Source organism: Cupriavidus sp. 01L43, from assembly GCF_056399925.1.
This window is the reverse complement of the sequence record NZ_JBFTSH010000011.1, coordinates 13,560-30,581: the sequence shown is the minus strand read 5'-3', so window position 1 is coordinate 30,581 and position 17,022 is coordinate 13,560. Positions and strand designations below refer to the sequence as shown.

Annotated in this window: 16 protein-coding genes; 7 read left to right on the top strand and 9 right to left on the bottom strand. The window is 67.2% G+C overall.

The window, feature by feature from the left end:
• Position 1: 1 nt before the first annotated feature.
• Positions 2-832 (bottom strand): IclR family transcriptional regulator, encoded by an 831-nt coding sequence (locus AC1DP9_RS18255; RefSeq protein ID WP_477108130.1) that lies wholly within the window; start codon positions 830-832, stop codon positions 2-4.
• 132 nt (positions 833-964) lie between these two features.
• Between AC1DP9_RS18255 and AC1DP9_RS18250 the strand changes: the two genes are divergently transcribed.
• Both AC1DP9_RS18250 and AC1DP9_RS18245 read left to right on the top strand, forming a co-directional pair.
• Positions 965-2,209: a CaiB/BaiF CoA transferase family protein gene (locus AC1DP9_RS18250; protein ID WP_477108129.1), complete on the top strand. Its 1,245-nt coding sequence runs from the start codon at positions 965-967 to the stop codon at positions 2,207-2,209.
• Between the two features lie 18 nt (positions 2,210-2,227).
• Positions 2,228-3,334: a CaiB/BaiF CoA transferase family protein gene (locus tag AC1DP9_RS18245; RefSeq protein WP_477108202.1), complete on the top strand. Its 1,107-nt coding sequence runs from the start codon at positions 2,228-2,230 to the stop codon at positions 3,332-3,334.
• Position 3,335: 1 nt separating this feature from the next.
• Here the strand turns inward: AC1DP9_RS18245 and AC1DP9_RS18240 are convergent, their stop codons facing one another.
• The 5 genes from AC1DP9_RS18240 to AC1DP9_RS18220 form a co-directional block, all read right to left on the bottom strand.
• Positions 3,336-4,022 carry a Fe2+-dependent dioxygenase gene (locus tag AC1DP9_RS18240; RefSeq protein ID WP_092299887.1) on the bottom strand — a complete coding sequence of 229 codons (687 nt, stop codon included), beginning with the start codon at positions 4,020-4,022 and terminating at the stop codon, positions 3,336-3,338.
• Between the two features lie 47 nt (positions 4,023-4,069).
• The gene (locus AC1DP9_RS18235) at positions 4,070-6,349 is read right to left on the bottom strand and encodes a TonB-dependent receptor (RefSeq protein WP_092299983.1); all 2,280 of its coding nucleotides are present in this window, start codon (positions 6,347-6,349) and stop codon (positions 4,070-4,072) included.
• 352 nt (positions 6,350-6,701) lie between these two features.
• Positions 6,702-7,346 carry a 3-isopropylmalate dehydratase small subunit gene (leuD, locus tag AC1DP9_RS18230; RefSeq protein WP_477108128.1) on the bottom strand — a complete coding sequence of 215 codons (645 nt, stop codon included), beginning with the start codon at positions 7,344-7,346 and terminating at the stop codon, positions 6,702-6,704.
• Positions 7,339-8,757 (bottom strand): 3-isopropylmalate dehydratase large subunit, encoded by a 1,419-nt coding sequence (leuC, locus tag AC1DP9_RS18225; RefSeq protein WP_477108127.1) that lies wholly within the window; start codon positions 8,755-8,757, stop codon positions 7,339-7,341. The genes leuD and leuC overlap by 8 nt, the downstream gene beginning before the upstream one ends.
• Before the next feature lie 20 nt (positions 8,758-8,777).
• Positions 8,778-9,746 (bottom strand): tripartite tricarboxylate transporter substrate binding protein, encoded by a 969-nt coding sequence (locus AC1DP9_RS18220; protein WP_477108126.1) that lies wholly within the window; start codon positions 9,744-9,746, stop codon positions 8,778-8,780.
• Positions 9,747-10,001: 255 nt separating this feature from the next.
• On the opposite strand from AC1DP9_RS18220, the gene AC1DP9_RS18215 reads away from it, so the two are divergent.
• From AC1DP9_RS18215 to AC1DP9_RS18205, 3 genes are read left to right on the top strand one after another with little or no spacing between them, the layout of a single operon-like run.
• Entirely contained in the window at positions 10,002-10,406 is a 405-nt protein-coding gene (locus tag AC1DP9_RS18215; RefSeq protein WP_477108125.1) for a cupin domain-containing protein, read from the top strand.
• A gap of 43 nt (positions 10,407-10,449) precedes the next feature.
• Positions 10,450-11,442 (top strand): Bug family tripartite tricarboxylate transporter substrate binding protein, encoded by a 993-nt coding sequence (locus AC1DP9_RS18210; RefSeq protein WP_477108124.1) that lies wholly within the window; start codon positions 10,450-10,452, stop codon positions 11,440-11,442.
• A gap of 12 nt (positions 11,443-11,454) precedes the next feature.
• The gene (locus AC1DP9_RS18205) at positions 11,455-12,627 is read left to right on the top strand and encodes an acyl-CoA dehydrogenase family protein (protein ID WP_477108123.1); all 1,173 of its coding nucleotides are present in this window, start codon (positions 11,455-11,457) and stop codon (positions 12,625-12,627) included.
• 351 nt (positions 12,628-12,978) lie between these two features.
• Here AC1DP9_RS18205 and AC1DP9_RS18200 read toward each other — a convergent pair whose 3' ends face one another.
• Entirely contained in the window at positions 12,979-13,161 is a 183-nt protein-coding gene (locus AC1DP9_RS18200; RefSeq protein WP_092299907.1) for a glycine zipper 2TM domain-containing protein, read from the bottom strand.
• 384 nt (positions 13,162-13,545) lie between these two features.
• On the opposite strand from AC1DP9_RS18200, the gene AC1DP9_RS18195 reads away from it, so the two are divergent.
• A complete protein-coding gene (locus AC1DP9_RS18195) occupies positions 13,546-15,609 on the top strand; it encodes a putative bifunctional diguanylate cyclase/phosphodiesterase (RefSeq protein ID WP_477108122.1) in 2,064 nt (687 codons plus the stop codon).
• Between the two features lie 30 nt (positions 15,610-15,639).
• Here the strand turns inward: AC1DP9_RS18195 and AC1DP9_RS18190 are convergent, their stop codons facing one another.
• Positions 15,640-15,888, bottom strand: coding sequence for a copper resistance protein CopQ (locus tag AC1DP9_RS18190; RefSeq protein WP_092299913.1), 249 nt, complete (start codon positions 15,886-15,888; stop codon positions 15,640-15,642).
• Positions 15,889-16,211: 323 nt separating this feature from the next.
• Here AC1DP9_RS18190 and AC1DP9_RS18185 point away from each other — a divergent pair, with 323 nt between their 5' ends.
• A complete protein-coding gene (locus AC1DP9_RS18185) occupies positions 16,212-16,517 on the top strand; it encodes an H-NS family nucleoid-associated regulatory protein (protein ID WP_092299916.1) in 306 nt (101 codons plus the stop codon).
• Between the two features lie 18 nt (positions 16,518-16,535).
• Here AC1DP9_RS18185 and AC1DP9_RS18180 read toward each other — a convergent pair whose 3' ends face one another.
• Complete coding sequence (locus tag AC1DP9_RS18180; protein WP_477108121.1) at positions 16,536-16,895, bottom strand: hypothetical protein; 360 nt, start codon at positions 16,893-16,895, stop codon at positions 16,536-16,538.
• Between the last annotated feature and the right edge of the window lie 127 nt (positions 16,896-17,022).

Below are 17,022 nucleotides of genomic sequence, written 5' to 3'. Positions count from 1 at the left end.
GCTATCGCATCAGGCCGAATTCGATTTGCCGCACGGCTTCCAGCAGCTTCGGGGCGACTTCCCGCTCCAGATACCCGTCCTTGTCGCGCAAGRCCGAGATCGAACAGTTCAAGGCAAACGGCTCCTGCTTCGGCATGCGGATCGGCGCGGCAATCGCGTGGATCTCCGCCCGCCACTCGCCCGGGCTCAGGCAGAAGCCGCGCGCGGGAAAGTGCTGCTGCTCGGCCGTCCACATTGGCTTCTCCACGCGGAACCGCTCCGGGTCTTCCACGCGCAGCCGGTTCAGCACCGCCGTGCGCTCCTCCGCGCTGCACCCGAGCAGCAGCGCGCGGCCAATCGACGTGGACAGCACCGGCCGGGTGCTGCCGATGTCCGGCTGGTACACGTTGGTCGGGTCCAGCCGGCAGCTATCCACGTACACCACGGTCAGCCGGTCCCGCATGCCGAGGTTCACCGTGCAGCCGGTTTCCCGCGCGATGGCCTCCATGTAGGGGCGGGCCACCTGGCGGATCGGCAGCGCGGCGAGCATCGGGTACGCCAGCGCCAGCACGCCCGAACCGAGCCGGTATTTCTGCGTGCCGGGCACCCGGCTCAGGAAGCCCAGCAGGCACAAGGTGTAGGTCAGTCGCGACACCGTGGCCTTCGGCAGCCCGGTACTGACCACGAGATCCTGGTTGCCCAGGATCGGCCGGGCCGGGGTGAAGGCACGCAGCACTTCCACGCCGCGCGCCAGGTTGGTGGCGAACTGTCTGTCGTGGGCCAGCTCGTCGGCGCTGGCCAGGCCGGAAATCGTGTTTGGGTCCATGGCGGGGGGGCGCTGGGGTGGATTCATGTTGGTTTCCGCAGGTCGGGGAGTCAATGATGAACCGGAACGGTTTCGCTGTGCGAAACCCTGCTTGCAAGGCGGGTCTGGCGGGACCACCCTCGTCTCACCGTGCTTTTTCCCTTTCTACCTGGCGACGACATGCACCCCTCCGAACGCAATTCCGCACAGCGGACCCCCTCCGACTCGCCCCAAGGCGGCCCGCTGCGCGGCGTGCGCATCCTCGACATGGCCACCGTGGTGGCCGCGCCGTTCTCCGCCACGCTGTGCGGCGACATGGGCGCGGAGGTGGTCAAGCTGGAACTGCCGGACGGCAGCGACCCGCTGCGCGGCCTGGCGCCGGTAAAGGACGACCTGTCGCTGTACTGGAAGGTCACCAATCGCGGCAAGCAGGGTATTTCGCTCGATGTGCGGACGCCCGAAGGCCGGGCGCTGTTCCTGCGCCTGCTGCCGGAGTTCGATGTGCTGGTGGAGAACTTCCGCACCGGCACGCTGGATCGATGGGGTCTGGATATCGCCACCCTGCATCGCGCCAATCCGCGCCTGACCGTGCTGCGCCTGACCGGCTTCGGCCAGACCGGCCCGTATGCCGCCAACCCCGGCTTCGCGCGGATCTTCGAGGCGATGAGCGGCTTCACCAACCTGTGCGGCGAAGCCGCCGGCGGGCCGATGCATATGAACTACCCGATCGGGGACATGGTGGCGGGGCTGTTCGGCGCGTTCTCGATTGCCACGGCGATTGCCGAGGCGCGCGGCGCGCCGGAGGGCCCGGGGCGGGAGATCGACCTGTCCGCCACGGAGGCGCTGCTGCGCCTGCTGGAGCCGCTGGCGGTGGAGTACGAGCAACTTGGGCAGGTGCGCGGGCGCTCCGGCAACCGGGCGACCTACACCGCGCCGTCGAATATGTATCGCACGGCGGACAACCAGTGGGTCTCGCTGGTGGCCTCGTCGGACGTCACGTTCCGGCGGCTGGCCAAGGCCATGGAACGGCCCGATCTGGCGGAGTCCGTCGACTATCGCCGCAACCCGGACCGCATCCGCAATATCGGCCCGCTGGACGACCTGATCGTGGCCTGGTTCGCCGCGCAGTCCTATGACGCCATCGCCACCGCGCTGAAGGCGCACGAGGTGCCGTTCAGCAAGGTCTTCACCATTGTCGATGTGATCGACGATCCCCACCTGCAGGCGCGCGAGGCCATCGTCCGGCTCGAAGACGCCGACCTCGGCACGATTCCGGCGCCGTGCGTGGTGCCGCGCTTCTCCGGCTACCAGCCGTCGCCGCCGCGCAGTGGTCCGGCCACGGGCGAGCACAACGCGGCGGTCTATGGCGCGATCGGGGTCACCGCTGCGGATCTTGCGGCGCTGAAGTCGGCCGGAGTCGTTTGAGCGATGTCAGGAGCAGCCATGCTGGAAGGCGTGCGGATCGTGGAAATCAGCGGGCTCGGCCCGGGGCCATTCTGTGCGATGCATCTGGCCGACCTCGGCGCCGATGTGATAGCCGTGGAACGGCCTGACGATGGCGCGTCGGGGCAGCCGCGCAAGCTGGTCAACCGGGGCAAGCGCTCGGTGATGGCCGATCTGAAGACGCCGGAAGGCCGCACGCTGGTGCTGGACCTGATCGCGGACGCCGACGCGCTGATCGAAGGCATGCGGCCCGGTGTGATGGAGCGGCTGGGGCTCGGGCCGGACGTGTGCATGGCGCGTAACCCCCGGCTGGTCTATGGCCGGATGACCGGCTGGGGCCAGACCGGCCCGATGGCGCAGGTGGCCGGCCACGACAACAACTACACCGCGCTGTCCGGCGCGCTCTACTACAACGGCGCGCCCGAGACGCCGCCCTCGACCGCTTTCGCCGTGACCGGGGACGTGGGCGGTGGAGCCTTGTACCTCGCCGTGGGCCTGCTGTCCGGCATCCTGCGCGCGCGGGGCACGGGCGTCGGCACGGTGGTCGATGCCGCCATCGTCGATGGTTCGGCGCACATGCTGCAACTGCTGCTGGGGGCCACGGCCAAGGGCTATATCCACGGCGAGCGCGGGCGCAACCTTCACGACAGTTCGCACTTCTACGCCACCTATCGCTGCGCGGATGGCCAGTTCATCACCGTGGGCGCCATCGAGCCGCAGTTCTACGCCTTGCTGGTGCAGGCGCTGGGGCTGGCCGATGACCCGCGCTTCGCCCGGCAGTGGCAGCGCGAGGTCTGGCCGGAACTCCATCGCCATCTGACCGAGGTCTTCGCCACGGATACCCGGGAAGGCTGGTGCCGCCGGCTGGAGGGCACCGACGTGTGCTTTGCGCCGGTACTGAGCCCGGCGGAGGCCGCCGCCCATCCCCATAACGTGGCGCGCGGGGTCTATGTGGAGGCGGATGGTTTCCTGCAGACTGCCCCGGCGCCGCGCTTCGACGGCGCGGTGCGGCAGGTCGGGCGTATTCCTGCCATTGGCGAGCATGCCGACGAAGTCCGGGCCGGACTGGAGCGGGGCAGCCCGTGGCTCGCCGCCGATCCGCGCTAGCTCAGGTCTCGCTCCACTGCCGCAGCAGGTTGTGATAGCAGCCCACCAGGCTGCGCCGGGCGCGTTCGTCGGCGTTGGTCTGGTTCAAGGTCTGGATGGCGTTGTCCATGTCGAACAGCAGCGCGCGCTGGCCATCGTCGCGCACCAGGCTCTGGATCCAGAAAAAGCTGGCCAGCCGGGTGCCGCGCGTGATTGGCGTGACCTGATGCAGGCTGGTGGCCGGGTAGATCACCATGTCGCCGGCGGCCAGCTTGACCTTGTGCAGGCCGTAGGTGTCTTCCACCTGGAGTTCGCCGCCGTCATAGCTGGCCGGGTCCGAGAGGAACAGCGTGGCCGAGATGTCCGTGCGCAGCTTGCGCCCGCTATGCGGGTCGATGCGCACGCTGCCATCCACATGGGCGCCGAAGGTCATGCCCTCGCTGTAGCGGTTGAACATCGGCGGATAGACGAGGTTGGGCAGCGCCGCGCTGATGAACAGCGGGTTGCGCTCCAGCGCGCTCAGGATCAGGTGCTGGCACTGGGCCGCCACCTCGGCGCGTTCGTCGATCTGCTGGTTGAACTTGACCGGTGCGCCGGAGTAGCCGGCCGTGACGCGGCCATCCACCCAGGCATCGCCGGCGTGTTCGAGTTGGGCGACCAGTACCGCGAGCTGTTCGGCGTCGAGTACCCGGGGAATGCAGACGAGCATGGCTGGAATCCTGGCGAAGGCCGCCGGCAGGGCGGCCCCGCCGGCGTTTACATGCGATAGGTGAGCGACAGCATGGCGGTACGGCCCGTGCCCGGCACCGACCGGCCGCCATCCGACTGGATCAGCGCATCGTAATACTTCTTGTCGAAGATGTTGAAGAGATTCAGGCGCACATCGTACTTCGGCTGGTGGAAGGCGATCATGCCGTCCCAGCGCACGAAGCCGCCCACCTGCACGGTGTTGGTGTTGTTGGCGTAGCGCTCGGACATATAGAACGCGCCGCCGCCCACTTCCCAGCTTGGCAGCACGGCGTAGCTGGTCCATGCCGTGGCGGTGTGCTTGGGCGTGTTGGTCGGCACCTTCCCCTGCGTGCCCGCCGCGATGCCGTTCTTGATCTCGGCGTCGAGGTAGGTGTAGCCGGCAAAGACCTGCCACTTCGGCGTGATGCGGCCGGTGACGCCGGCGCGGAAGCCGTCCACCTGGATCTTGCCGGCCAGCGCGTAGGTGGTGGCGTCGATCTGGCTGCGCGCGTTGTCCTTGGTGATGCGGAAGAGGGCCGAGGTGACCGAGAGGTTGCCGTTCAGCAGGTCCCACTTGCCGCCGGCCTCGTAGGACTTGTTCTTCTCGGGGTCCAGCGACTGCTGGCCCACCGTGCCCACCAGCTGCTCCAGCGACGGGTTGAACGACGTGCCATACGAGAGGTAGTACGACTGCTGCTCCGTAGGCTGCCAGATGCCGCCCAGCCGCACGCTGGTGAAGTTGACGGTCTGGTCGGCGTTGGCCAGCGCCGTGTTGCCCCGTGTGTTGGTGGCGTTCACCGAGTTGCTGATGCTGGCGATGTAGCGGTCATAGCGCAGGCCCGCCACCGCCTTCCACTGTTTTGTGAATTCGATGGCGTCGTTGGCGTACACGGCGACGGTGTTGGCCGAGCCGCCCTGCAGGTTGCCGGTGGCGGTCGGCACGTTGCCCGGGGAGTCCCGGTACACCGGATCGACCACCGGCGTGCAGGCCACGAAGCCCGAGGTGCCGGCGGCAGCCGTAGCGGTGGCCGGCGGGTTCAGCGGCGTGCTGCCGCAGCTGCCGTTCCGGTAGTAGTTCTGGTTGTTGTAGCCGTCGTGGCCCAGTTCCACGCCCGTGAGCAGCGTGTGCTTGATCGACCCAGTTTCGAAGGTGGCGGTCAGCTCGGTCTGGTTGAAGATCGAGTAGTCGCGGATGTTGCGGTCGTGGCTCTGCTGGCGCACGTAGAGCTGCGACAGCGGCAGGTTGGTGGTGGTCAGCGCGGTAAAGGCGCCCGCCGCGTTGATGGAGCCGACGGCGTTCGGCGCGGTCTCGCGGGCGTCCGTTTCCACGTAGTTGAACGCGGTCTGGTTGCGCAGGCGCAGGTTGGGCGAGAACTTGTGGTCGATGCCCGCCGACAGCGAGGCGATGTTCTGCCGCGTGTGGTCGTTGTTGAAGCCGTAGAACGTGTCCCGGTCCACCTTCACCGGATGGCCGTTGATGGCCGGCAGGCCGTAATCGGGCATGTCCTCGTTGTGCTGGAGCAGCGCGGACAGCGTGATCTGCGTGGACGTGCCGATGCCATAGCGCCACGACGGCGCGATGCCGAAGTCCTGCACGGTCATCTCGTCGCGCGTGCTCGGCTTGCCGTCCTGCGCCATCGCGGAGATGCGGAAGGCCGAGGTGTCGCCGGTGGGCGTGTTCACGTCAGCGGTGGCACGCACCAGTCCGTTGGTGGTGACGGAGCCGCTGACCTCGGTGGCGGCCTTCAGGGACGGCTTCTTGGTGACCTGGTTGATCACGCCGCCGGTGGAGCCGCGCCCGAACAGCATCGACGAGGGGCCCATCAGCACTTCCACCTGATCCAGCGCGAAGGTGTCGCGGTAGTACTGGCCACGGTCACGGAAGCCATCGAGGTAGATGTCGGTGCGCGCCGAAAAGCCGTTCAGGTTGATGTTGTTGCCGATCTGGCCGCCTTCCGCGCCGCCGATGGTGATGCCGGGGACGTTGCGCAGCGCATCGGTCAGCGAGCTGACGCCCTGCGATTGCATCAGCGCCTGGTTCACGATGGTGACGGACTGGGGCACGTCGCGCAGGTCGGCGGGCAGCTTGGACAGCTGGCTGCCGGACGCATTGAAGTCGTCGCGCGCCGCCGAGCCCTGGACCGTGACTTCGCGCAGCGTGGTCGGCGCGCTTTCGGTGGCAGCAGGGGCGGCTGGGGCGGCCGTGGCGGCCGGAGGCGTGGGGGCCTGCTGCGCGAACGCAGCGGGGGCGGCGGGGGCGGCGAACAGGGCCACAAGTGCGGTGGCCACGGGGGTACGGCGAATCATTGTCAGGTCCATTCGCTCCTCCGCGGTCGGGCCCGATCCGTCCTCAGCCGCCGGGCGCGATTGCGCGGGGTTCGGCTGCGGGAGGGGCATCTATCTGGCGGGCTGGCGGAATATAAATGCGAACAATTCCCATTGCAATTTGCGTTGCTGGCCCGACACAGACACGGTGAACGTATCGAGATTGTCTCTGCCTTAATACATTGTCGGCGTGGAAAATGGTGAAAGCGGCGCTTATAGTGCCGCCTGCCTGGTCCCCATATCGATTCCGAAATGCAAAACGGCCCGTTCATCACGGGCCGTATGCAGACAGGTTCCACCCGTTTGGGTGGCGTTCATCCGAAAGATTTTTATTTCAGACCTCGGAGAGGCGATCCCGGGTGCGCCGGGCGACGTCCTTGGTCCAGGGGAATGCCGACCAGTAGCGCGCGGCAAACTGCTCGACCTCGCCGCGCTGCTTCAGGGACAGGCCGATCATGTCCAGCCCCTCCAGGAACATGCGGCGGTGCCGCGCGGACAGGTCGAACGGGTATTCGCCAGCCGGGGTGCGCACCCGCATGGCGTCGACGTCGATGGTGATGACGTTGTCGCTGTCGGCATCGACATCGTTCATCAACTGCTCGATCACGTCCCGGGGCAGCATCACCAGCAGCAGGCGATTGTTCATCGCGTTCGAGTAGAAGATCTCGCCGAAGCTCGGCGCGATCACCGCCTGCACGCCGAACTGCTGGAGCCCCCACACCGCGTGCTCGCGGCTGGAACCGCAGCCGAAGTTGGCGCCGCCCACCAGGATGCGGGTGCCGGCGTATTCGGGCCGGTTCAGCACGAAATCGGGGCGCGGCTGGCCGGCGGCGTCGAAGCGGTGGTCGTAGAGCACGCCCTGGGCCAGGCCGGCCTTGTCGATGCCGCGCAGGAACTGCTTGGGGATGATCTGGTCCGTGTCGAGGTTCTCGAAGCGGATGGCTGCGCCCTTGCCGGTAAGGTGTGCGAAATCAGACATGGGAAAGCTCCAGCTTGCGGACATCGGTAATCGTGCCGGTGATGGCGGCGGCGGCGGCCATGGCCGGGCTCATCAGGTGGGTGATGGCGCCGCGCCCCTGGCGGCCTTCGAAGTTGCGGTTGGTCGTGGAGGCGCAGCGCACGCCGTCGGCCAGCACATCGTCATTCATCGCCAGGCACATCGAGCAGCCCGGCTGGCGCCATTCGAAGCCGGCGGCGGTCAGGATGTCGGCCAGCCCCTCGCGTTCGGCCTGCGCCTTCACCGTGCCGGAGCCCGGCACGACCATCGCCCGCACGCCTTGCGCCACGTGCTTGCCGCGTACCACGCTGGCCACCGCGCGCAGGTCCTCGATGCGGCCATTGGTGCAGGAGCCGATGAACACGTGCTGGATCGGCGTGCCTTCCAGCGCCGCGCCAGACGTCAGGTGGGTGTAGGCCAGGGCGCGTGCCACCGAGCGCTGCTCGGCATCGTCCATCTGGTCTTCGGGGAAGGGGATGTGGCCAGACACCGGCAGCGCCTGGTCCGGGCTGGTACCCCAGGTGACGTAGGGCTCGATGTCGCTGGCATCGAACACGTACTCCATGTCGAAGGTGGCGTCGGCATCGCTTTTCAGCGTGTCCCAGTACTGGCGGGCGGCGATGCGCTGCGCCTCGTCCATATCGGCTGCTCGGCGCAGCACGTAGTCGATGGCGGCGTCGTCCGGGGCGATCAGCGCGCCGCGCGCGGCGGCTTCCACGGTCATATTGCACAGCGTGAAGCGCGCCTCGATGCTCAGGTCACGAATCGCGGTGCCGCAGTACTCCACCACATAGCCGCGCGCGCCCTGCGCGCCGATGCGGGCGATGATCTTGAGGATCAGGTCCTTGGCCGTGGTGCCCACCGGCAGCTTGCCATCCACACGGATGCGCATGGTCTTCGCCATCCGGTAGACCAGCGTCTGGGTGGCCAGCACATGCTCGACCTCGGACGTGCCGATGCCAAAGCCCAGCGCCCCCAGCGCCCCATAGGTGGTGGTGTGGCTGTCGCCGCAGATCACCACCATGCCGGGCCGGATCATGCCGTGCTCGGGCGCCACCACGTGCTCGATGCCCTGCAGGCGGTCATTGGTGTCGAACAGCGGAATCGCGTGGCGGGTGCAGTTATCGCGCAGGTTGGTCGCCTGTAGCGCCGACGCCGGGTCCGCAATCACGCGGATCACCGTGGGATGGGTCGGGATGATATGACTGACGACCGAGACATTCTGCCCCGGGACCAGCACGCCGCGCCCTTGCTCGTGCAGGCCGGCAAAGGCCTGCGGGCTGGTGTACTCGTTCATCAGATGCAGGTCGCAGAACAGGAGGACGTTGTCCTCATCGATCCGGGCGACGGTGTGGGAGTCCACCAGCTTGTTGTATAGGGTTCGGGAAGTCATCGCTACGTTCTCTGCTTCGGTCATTCGGCGGTGATGCCGCGCTGCTTGATCAATTTGGCCCACATCGGCATTTCGCGCTCCAGGCGCTGGCGGGCGGCTTCCGGCGTGGTCGGGGTGGGCTCGAAGCCTTCCTTGACCATCCGCTCCTTGGTGGCCTGCGCGGCCAGCGCGCTGTTCAGCGAGGCGTTGAGCTTGTCGATGATGGGCTTGGGCGTGCCGGTCGGGGCGAAGACCATGAACCACGTCTCGAACTGGTAGTCGGGCAGGCCGGCTTCGGCGGCGGTCGGCACATTCGGCAGCAGGGCCGAGCGCTTGGCGCCGGTCACCGCCAGCGCGGTCAACTTGCCGCCCTGCACGTGCTGCTGGGCGGCGGAAATCACCGGGAAGCTCATGTCGACCTGTCCGGCGATGGTGTCCACCAGGGCCGGGCCGCCGCCGCGATAGGGCACGTGGACGATCGACACATTGGCGACGGACTTGAACAGTTCCGCCGACATATGGAAGGTGCTGCCATTGCCGGCGGAGCCGTAGGTCAGCTTGCCCGGCGACGCCTTGGCCAGCGCAATCAGTTCCTGCAGATTCTTGGCCGGCACCTTGTTGTTGACCACCAGCACGTGCTGCGAGCTGGCCACCATGCCGATCGGGGCCAGATCCTTCAGCGTGTCATACGGCATGCGCGGGAACAGGCCCGGGTTGATGGCCAGCGAGACGGTTTGCAGGCCGATGGTGTAGCCATCCGCCGGCGACTTGGCGACGGCATCCACGCCGATATTGCCGCCCGCACCGGCGCGGTTCTCCACCACGAGGGTGCCGCCGAGGCTCTTCGACCAGGCTTCCGAGATCAGGCGCGCGGCGATGTCGGCGCTGCCGCCGGGCGCGTAGGGCACGATCAGGCGAACCGGGCGTTGCGGGTAGGACTGGGCCGAAGCCGTACCCACGATGGCGGTGCAGGCGAGCAAGGCAGTGCAGGCGAGATGGCTGAGTTTCATGGGGTTGTCTCCTTTTGGATAGGTGTCGTTATGGCTGGCATCCTAGCATTTGCCTGCGGCGACATAATTTCGGTCCATGCACTTCATTCGTGCCTCAATTTCATGAATGCGATGTGCACCCGCGCCACACCCAAGGGCCATCCCCTAGTTGACTTCGTTTTTCATGGGCATAAAATCAGTTTCACAAACATGAAAACAGGCGCCCGTAATGCCACGCGGCGACCGATGTCATTCCCTGTTGGAGACAAGCCCTTTATGACCCAAGCTTCACCCGCATCCGGGCCGGTGTACTTCGTCCGCACCGAGGACGTTGCCGGCTACCACCCCGCCAATCACGTCGGCACGCTGAACCGCCGCATCATCGGGCGCGAGAACGTCGGCGCCACCCAACTCGAAGTCATCCACGGCACCATCGAACGCGGCAAGGGCGCGCTGCCCCACGCGCACCCGGGCATCGAACAGGTCTGCTATGTGCTGGAAGGCCGTGCGCGGGCCGAAGTCAACGGACAGTCCCAGGAACTGGGCCCCGGGGACTGCTGCTTCTTTCCCGCCGAAGCGATGCACGTCTTCACGGTGATCAGCGACGAGCCCGTCAAGCTGCTCGTGGTCTACGCCCCGCCTTACGAGGAATCGCCGGACCGCGTCATCCGTCCCGCCTGAATCCGCGCCGCCTGCCTATATATAAGAACCCGAGGAGACCTCCATGCCGACTTTCCGTGCGCGGCGCGTGCTTGCCGCCGCCATCGTGGCGTTGCCCGCGCTGGCAACGCTGTCGTTTGCCCCCGCCGTCCGGGCTGCCGATAACTGGCCTAGCCGCCCGATCCGCCTCGTCGTGCCGTTTGCGGCCGGCAGCGGCACCGATGCCGTGGCGCGCATCACGGCCAAGGAGTTGGGCGATGCGCTCGGCCAGAACGTGGTGGTCGACAATCGCCCCGGCGCCAATGGCGCCATCGCAGCGGAGTTGGTGGCGCAGGCGGCCCCGGACGGCTACACGCTGTTCATGACCACCAACACCACGCATTCGGCCAATCCGTCGCTGATGAAGAAGCTGCCCTACGACCCGATCAAGGACTTCACGCCGGTCGGCCGCATGGGCAACCTGCCGTTCATGCTGGTGATCAATCCCAAGCTGCCGGTGAAGACGGTGGGCGAGTTGATTGCCTATGCCAAGGCGCATCCGGGCATGTCCTACGCCAGCGGCAACAGCACTGGCATCGTCTCCGGCGCCACGTTCTCGCGTCTGGCCAAGCTGGACCTGCTGCACGTGCCTTATAAAAGCACACCGCCGGCCATGACCGACGTGATTGCCGGCCAGGTGCCGATGATGTTCGTCGACGTGGCCGCCGGCATCGCCAACGTGAAGGCCGGCAAGATGCGCGCGCTGGCCGTGACCACCGCGCAGCGCAGCCGCCTGCTGCCGGACCTGCCGCCGATTGCCGATACGCCGGAGATGAAGGGCTTCGACATCACATCGTGGAACGGCGTGTTCGCGCCGGCCAAGACGCCGCAGCCGATCGTCGAGCGGGTCAATCGCGAGCTGTCGCGCATTGCGTCGAGCAAGGAGGTGGCGCCGCGCTTCGAGGCGCTGGGCTTCGAGGCCTTCGGTCAGACCCCGCAGCAGTTCGCCGGCTTCGTGGCGGGCGAGCTGGTCAAGTGGACCAAGCTGGTGAAGGACGCCGGCATCCAGCCGGAATAACGCGAGACGCCGATGAACTTCGAAAGGACACCTGAACAGAACGCCATCGTCGAGGCCGTCAGCCAGCTATGCAGCGACTTCGGCCCCGACTACTGGGCCGGGCTGGACCAGCGCCACGCGTTTCCCGAGGCGTTCCACAAGGCGATGGCCGGCGCGGGCTGGCTCGGCATTGCCATGCCGGAGCAGTACGGCGGCGCGGGGCTGGGCATTACCGAGGCGGCGCTGATCATGCAGACCGTGTCGGCGTCCGGGGCGGGATTCTCGGGCGCGTCCGCCATCCACATGAACGTGTTCGGCCTGAACCCGGTGGTGGTGTTCGGCACCGAGGCCCAGCAGGCGGCCGCGCTGCCGCCGCTGATCGCCGGGCAGGAGAAGGCCTGCTTCGCCGTGACCGAGCCGGACGCGGGGCTCGATACCACCCACCTGAAGACGCAGGCGGTGCGCACGGCGGACGGCCGCGCCTATCGCGTGGATGGCCGCAAGATCTGGATCTCCACGGCGCAGGTGGCCACGCGCATGCTGCTGCTGGCGCGCACCACGCCGCTGGAGTCCGTCGCCAAGCCCACGCAGGGCCTGAGCCTGTTCTACACGGCGCTGGACCGCGAGCACATCGAGGTGCGCGAGATCGACAAGATGGGCCGGGGCGCCGTGGACTCGAACATGCTGTTTATCGACGGCCTGATGGTGCCGGCGGCGGACCGCATCGGCGAGGAGGGCAGGGGCTTCGAGTACATCCTCCATGGCCTGAACCCGGAGCGCATCCTGATTGCCGCCGAAGCCGTGGGACTGGGCCGCGCTGCGCTGGAGGCCGCCACCCGCTACGCCCGCGAGCGCATCGTATTCGGCCGGCCCATCGGCCAGAACCAGGGCATCCAGCATCCGCTGGCGCAGGCGTGGATGGCGCTGGAAGCCGCCGACATGATGGTGTGGAAGGCCGCCTGGCTCTACGACAACGGCAAGCCGTGCGGCGCCGAGGCCAACGCCGCCAAGTACCTGGCCGCCGAGGCCGCGCACCAGGCTTGCCAGACCGCCGTGCTGACGCTGGGCGGCATGGGCTATGCGCGGGAATACCACGTGGAGCGCTACCTGCGCGAGTCGTACATCCCGCGCATCGCGCCGGTCAGCGCCCAACTGATCATGTGCCATATCGCCGAGCGGGTGCTGGGGTTGCCGAAGTCGTACTAGTCCTATCGCGCGGGAACGCGAGAGGCGTGTCGAAAGCAGTGTCGAAAGCAGTATCGAGAAAAGCGGGAAAAGAAAAAGCCCCGGTGCACACGCGCCGGGGCTTTCTCATTGCAGGGTTTCCCACGGCCGCGCCATGACGATCGGGGAGATCTGACATCGTTGTGTGCCGCGATGCCTTTCAGCGATGAAAACGTCCGCTCATCGTTGAAAAACACAACAGCCGATGCTCATGGCGCGGCGCGCGGCGGCATATCCTTCCCATCTTCAAGCATATGCCGCGCTAGCCTGGACGACCCTGCCCGCCATCCAGACCGCGGAAAACGTTACTTCATCAATCCGTTACTTGCAGCGTTACTTGCCAAGCTCGTGGCCAATCACGCCACCCACCACGGCACCACCCACGGTGCCTAGCGCGCTGCCGTTGGTCGCTTCGTGTCCAACGACGCCGCCCGCGACGGCGCCGGTTGCCGTGCAGCCCGAGAAGGCCCAACAGCATGCGCCCACCGCGAGCGCGCCAGCCAGTCGTTTCCACATGGTTGCTCTCCTGCATTCCGCGGGCCGCGTCGCATTGCCTAGGTCTTGCTGATTTGCGATGCGGCGCTTCCGCCACGACTCAAGAATAGGCGGGGCACTGGGCGCAGCCATTCCGGCGGGCGCCGATTGGGATGTAGGAATTGTCGGACGGCGGGCGCGCCGGGTCGGCCTCGTGTCAAGCCCTCGGCAAGCGGGGCGCAAGCCGGGTACAGGTCGGATATCAGCGCGCAAGCAGGGAAAACGGGGGAGGCGGGCCTAGCGCAATCCCGCTAAAGTCTGGCCTCCATCCGCCGATAACCTTACTGATAACGGGAATTGCACGCTCGCGCGGCGCCACCCCTCAGAATTCCGGCTCTCCAAGCCACTGCTTCGTCACGCGCCACCATGATTTCCCCGAGCTACGACGCGCTTCTCGTCTTGTTTTCCCTGTTGGTGGCCATCCTCGCGTCCTATACCGCGCTGGACCTGGCCGGCCGTATCGCCACTGCGCGCGGACGCTATGCCCATATGTGGCTGGCCGGCGGCGCGGTTGCCATGGGGCTGGGCATCTGGTCGATGCATTTCGTCGGCATGCTGGCCTTCCGGCTGCCGATTCCACTGGGCTACGACCCCGCCATCACGGTGGGCTCGCTGTTGATTGCCATCGTCGCCTCGGCCTTCGCGCTGAAACTGGTCTGCCAGGAACACCTGCCTCGCCGCCGGCTGGTGATGGGCGCGCTGGTGCTCGGCGCCGCCGTGGCCAGCATGCACTACACCGGCATGGCCGCGCTGCGCATGCAGCCGGGCATCCAGTACGTGCCGTGGCTGTTCGTGCTGTCGATTGGGATCGCGGTGGTGGCGTCCGGCGTGGCGTTGTGGATTGCCTTCCGGCTGCGCCGGAACATGCCGCGCATCCACCAGTTGCGCCTCGGCGCCGCCGTGGTGATGGGCGGGGCCATCGCCGCCATGCACTACACGGGCATGGCAGCGGCCCAGTTTCCGCTCGGCAGCGTGTGCGGCGCGGCCCGGGACGGCGTGGACAGCGGCTCGCTGGCGCTGCCCATCCTCGTCGTCACGGTCTGCGTGCTGGCGGTGGCGCTGATTACGTCGGTCCTCGACATGCGGCTGGAAATGCGCACCGCCATGCTGGCACAGGCGCTCGGCGTGGCGAATAAGGAACTCGAATTCCTCGCCCTGCACGACAAGCTCACCCATCTGCCGAACCGCGCGCTGCTGGACGACCGCTTCGCGCAGGCCATCCAGGCCGGCGCCAGCCAGCATGCGCGCTTTGCCGTGCTGTTCGTCGATCTCGACGGATTCAAGGGCGTCAACGATACCTACGGCCATCACGTGGGGGACGGCCTGCTGGTGGAAATCGCCCGGCGGCTGCGCTCGGCGGTGCGCGCCGATGACACCATCTCGCGTGTGGGCGGCGACGAATTCGTGTTGCTGGTGCGCATCGACGAACCCGAGGACGCCGGCGTGATCGCCGAAGGGCTGCTGGAAGCGCTGCGCGAGACCGTGCAGGTGGCCGGCCATGCGCTGCATGTCTCGGGCAGCATCGGCATCGCCCTGCATCCGGCGGATGGGCAGGACCAGGACGCGCTGATGTCCAACGCGGACGCGGCGATGTATCACGCCAAGGCCGCCGGCCGCAACGCGTACTGCTTCTTCGAACGCTCGATGAATCACCAGGCGCGCACCCAGCAGGCGCTGATCCAGGATCTGCGCGGCGCGCTCAAGCACGGGCAGCTACAGCTGCACTACCAGCCCAAGTTCGCAGCGGCGGGCGGCGAGCTGGTCGGCGCGGAGGCGCTGCTGCGCTGGAACCATCCCGCGCACGGCATGCTGATGCCGGACCAGTTCATCACGCTGGCGGAGAAGACCGGCGCCATCGTGCCGATTGGTGCCTGGGTGCTCGACGAGGCGTGCCGCCAACTGGCCGAGTGGCACGCGCTGGGCCATACGAGCTGGTCGATGGCGGTCAACCTGTCGGCGCTGCAGTTTTGCCATGCCGGCATGGTCGAGTCGGTAGGGGAGGCGCTGGCGTGCCACGGCGTGCCGCCGGCCTGCCTGACGCTGGAGATCACGGAGTCCACGGCCATGCGCGACGTGGAGGCCAGCCTGGCCATCCTCACGCAACTGGACGACATGGGCGTGCGCATCGCCATCGATGATTTCGGTACGGGGTATTCGAGCCTGCTGCACCTGAAGCGGATTCCGGCCAGCGAGCTGAAGATCGATCGTGGCTTCGTGCGGGATCTTGCGGAGGATACGGAGGATGCGGCCATCGTGTCCGCCATCGTGGCGCTGGGCCGCACGCTGAAACTGCAGGTAGTGGCGGAAGGTGTGGAAACGGCCGCGCAGCGGACCTTCCTTGCCGATCTGGGCTGCGACGCGCTGCAAGGCTACCTGTTGGGCCGCCCGATGCCCGCGTCGCAATTTCCCGGCGTGGAGCAGGCGGGCTGAAGCCGCCTGCGCGGGAGGGAGGGGTGTCGATCAGGCGCCGCTGTCGAACGCGTCACGCGGGCCGGTAGCGCTGAACGCACCGTCCACGAACGGGCTGCGGGTGTCGTGCACGGCGCGGGCGCCGTCGGAATAGACATCGCGCGCACCCACACGGGCCCCGTCGGTGAACGGGTCGGTCGAGCGCGGCGCGGCGTTGGCGAGACCGGCGGTGCCGGCCAGTGTGGCGGCCAGCGCGGCGTAGGCGATGGTTTGTCGGATGGTTTGTCGGATGGAAGGCATAGTGAGACTCCGTTGCGTGTCCCAGGGAGGCGGGAAACTGCGTTGGGCCGCGCTGCGTGGCGCCGTTCTTGACGACGCGCACCGGGCTGATGGCGACCATGGCAGGCAGTCTAGAAGCGGGCCCCCGACGCCAAGATGACCCATCCATGACAATGCTGTCATGCAGCAATTCCAGCGGTGTGACGATGTGCCGCCGCACGAAATGCGGCGGGGGCGGAGCAAACACCCTGTAGAATCCGTACTGGCCCAGCCGTTCAGGGCCATTCCCCCAAAAAGGTCTTTCACCAGCCCGCCCATCTTGCGGCGGGCGCCGCACGATAGTCATGTCCGAGTCTGATGCAGCCAAACTAGCCGCGGTAGCGTGGATCCGCGAGCAAATGGATCGCCATGGCCTGACGTTCGACGATCTGGTCGAAGCAGGTTGCTTTGCCGATAGCGAAGACGGCGACGCCGTCACCGTGGAAACCGACGTACCCCCCACCATCGCCGCCCAACCCGAAGTTGCGCGCGTACGGGTGCTCTACCGCAATGCGATGGGGCAGACGTGGGACGGTACCGGCGAATATCCCGACTGGCTCCAGCGCGCAGTCAACGCGGGGCAGTCGATCGATTTTTATCGCGTGGACTAAGCGCCACGCGGGCAGGGTTCAGCAGTGAGGGGCCGGGCGCTCGACCGGCAGCGGGACGTAGGCCGCTGAGGTCGCGAACGCCGCCGGCGAGGCCATCGGCACTGAGTGTCGATGATGCTCAAGCGCCACACGCGGCAGTTCCGCGAGCACGGGCAGGGGCGCCGGCAGGTTGGCCGCGCTGGTCGCCTCGGTGCACTGGGCCGCTTCCGTGTTGGCGATGGCGGCTTCGGCCTCGGCCTTGATGGCCACATGCCGTTCCGACATCGACAAACCGGCCACTTCCGCTACGCTGGAGTCCATGACCGCCGCGCTGGCGCCGGAAACGGGCAGGGTGGACAGGGCAAGGCACAGCAGGGAGAGGGCAGGCAGGCGTTTCATTGCGGGATCTTGGGGGCGGCGCGCCAGACGGGACGCACAGGTGGCGTCCTTTCATCATGGCAGCCCGCATTGTACTGGGATTCCACCCGTCAGAACGCTGGCGCCAAGATGACATTCCTGCAATCTT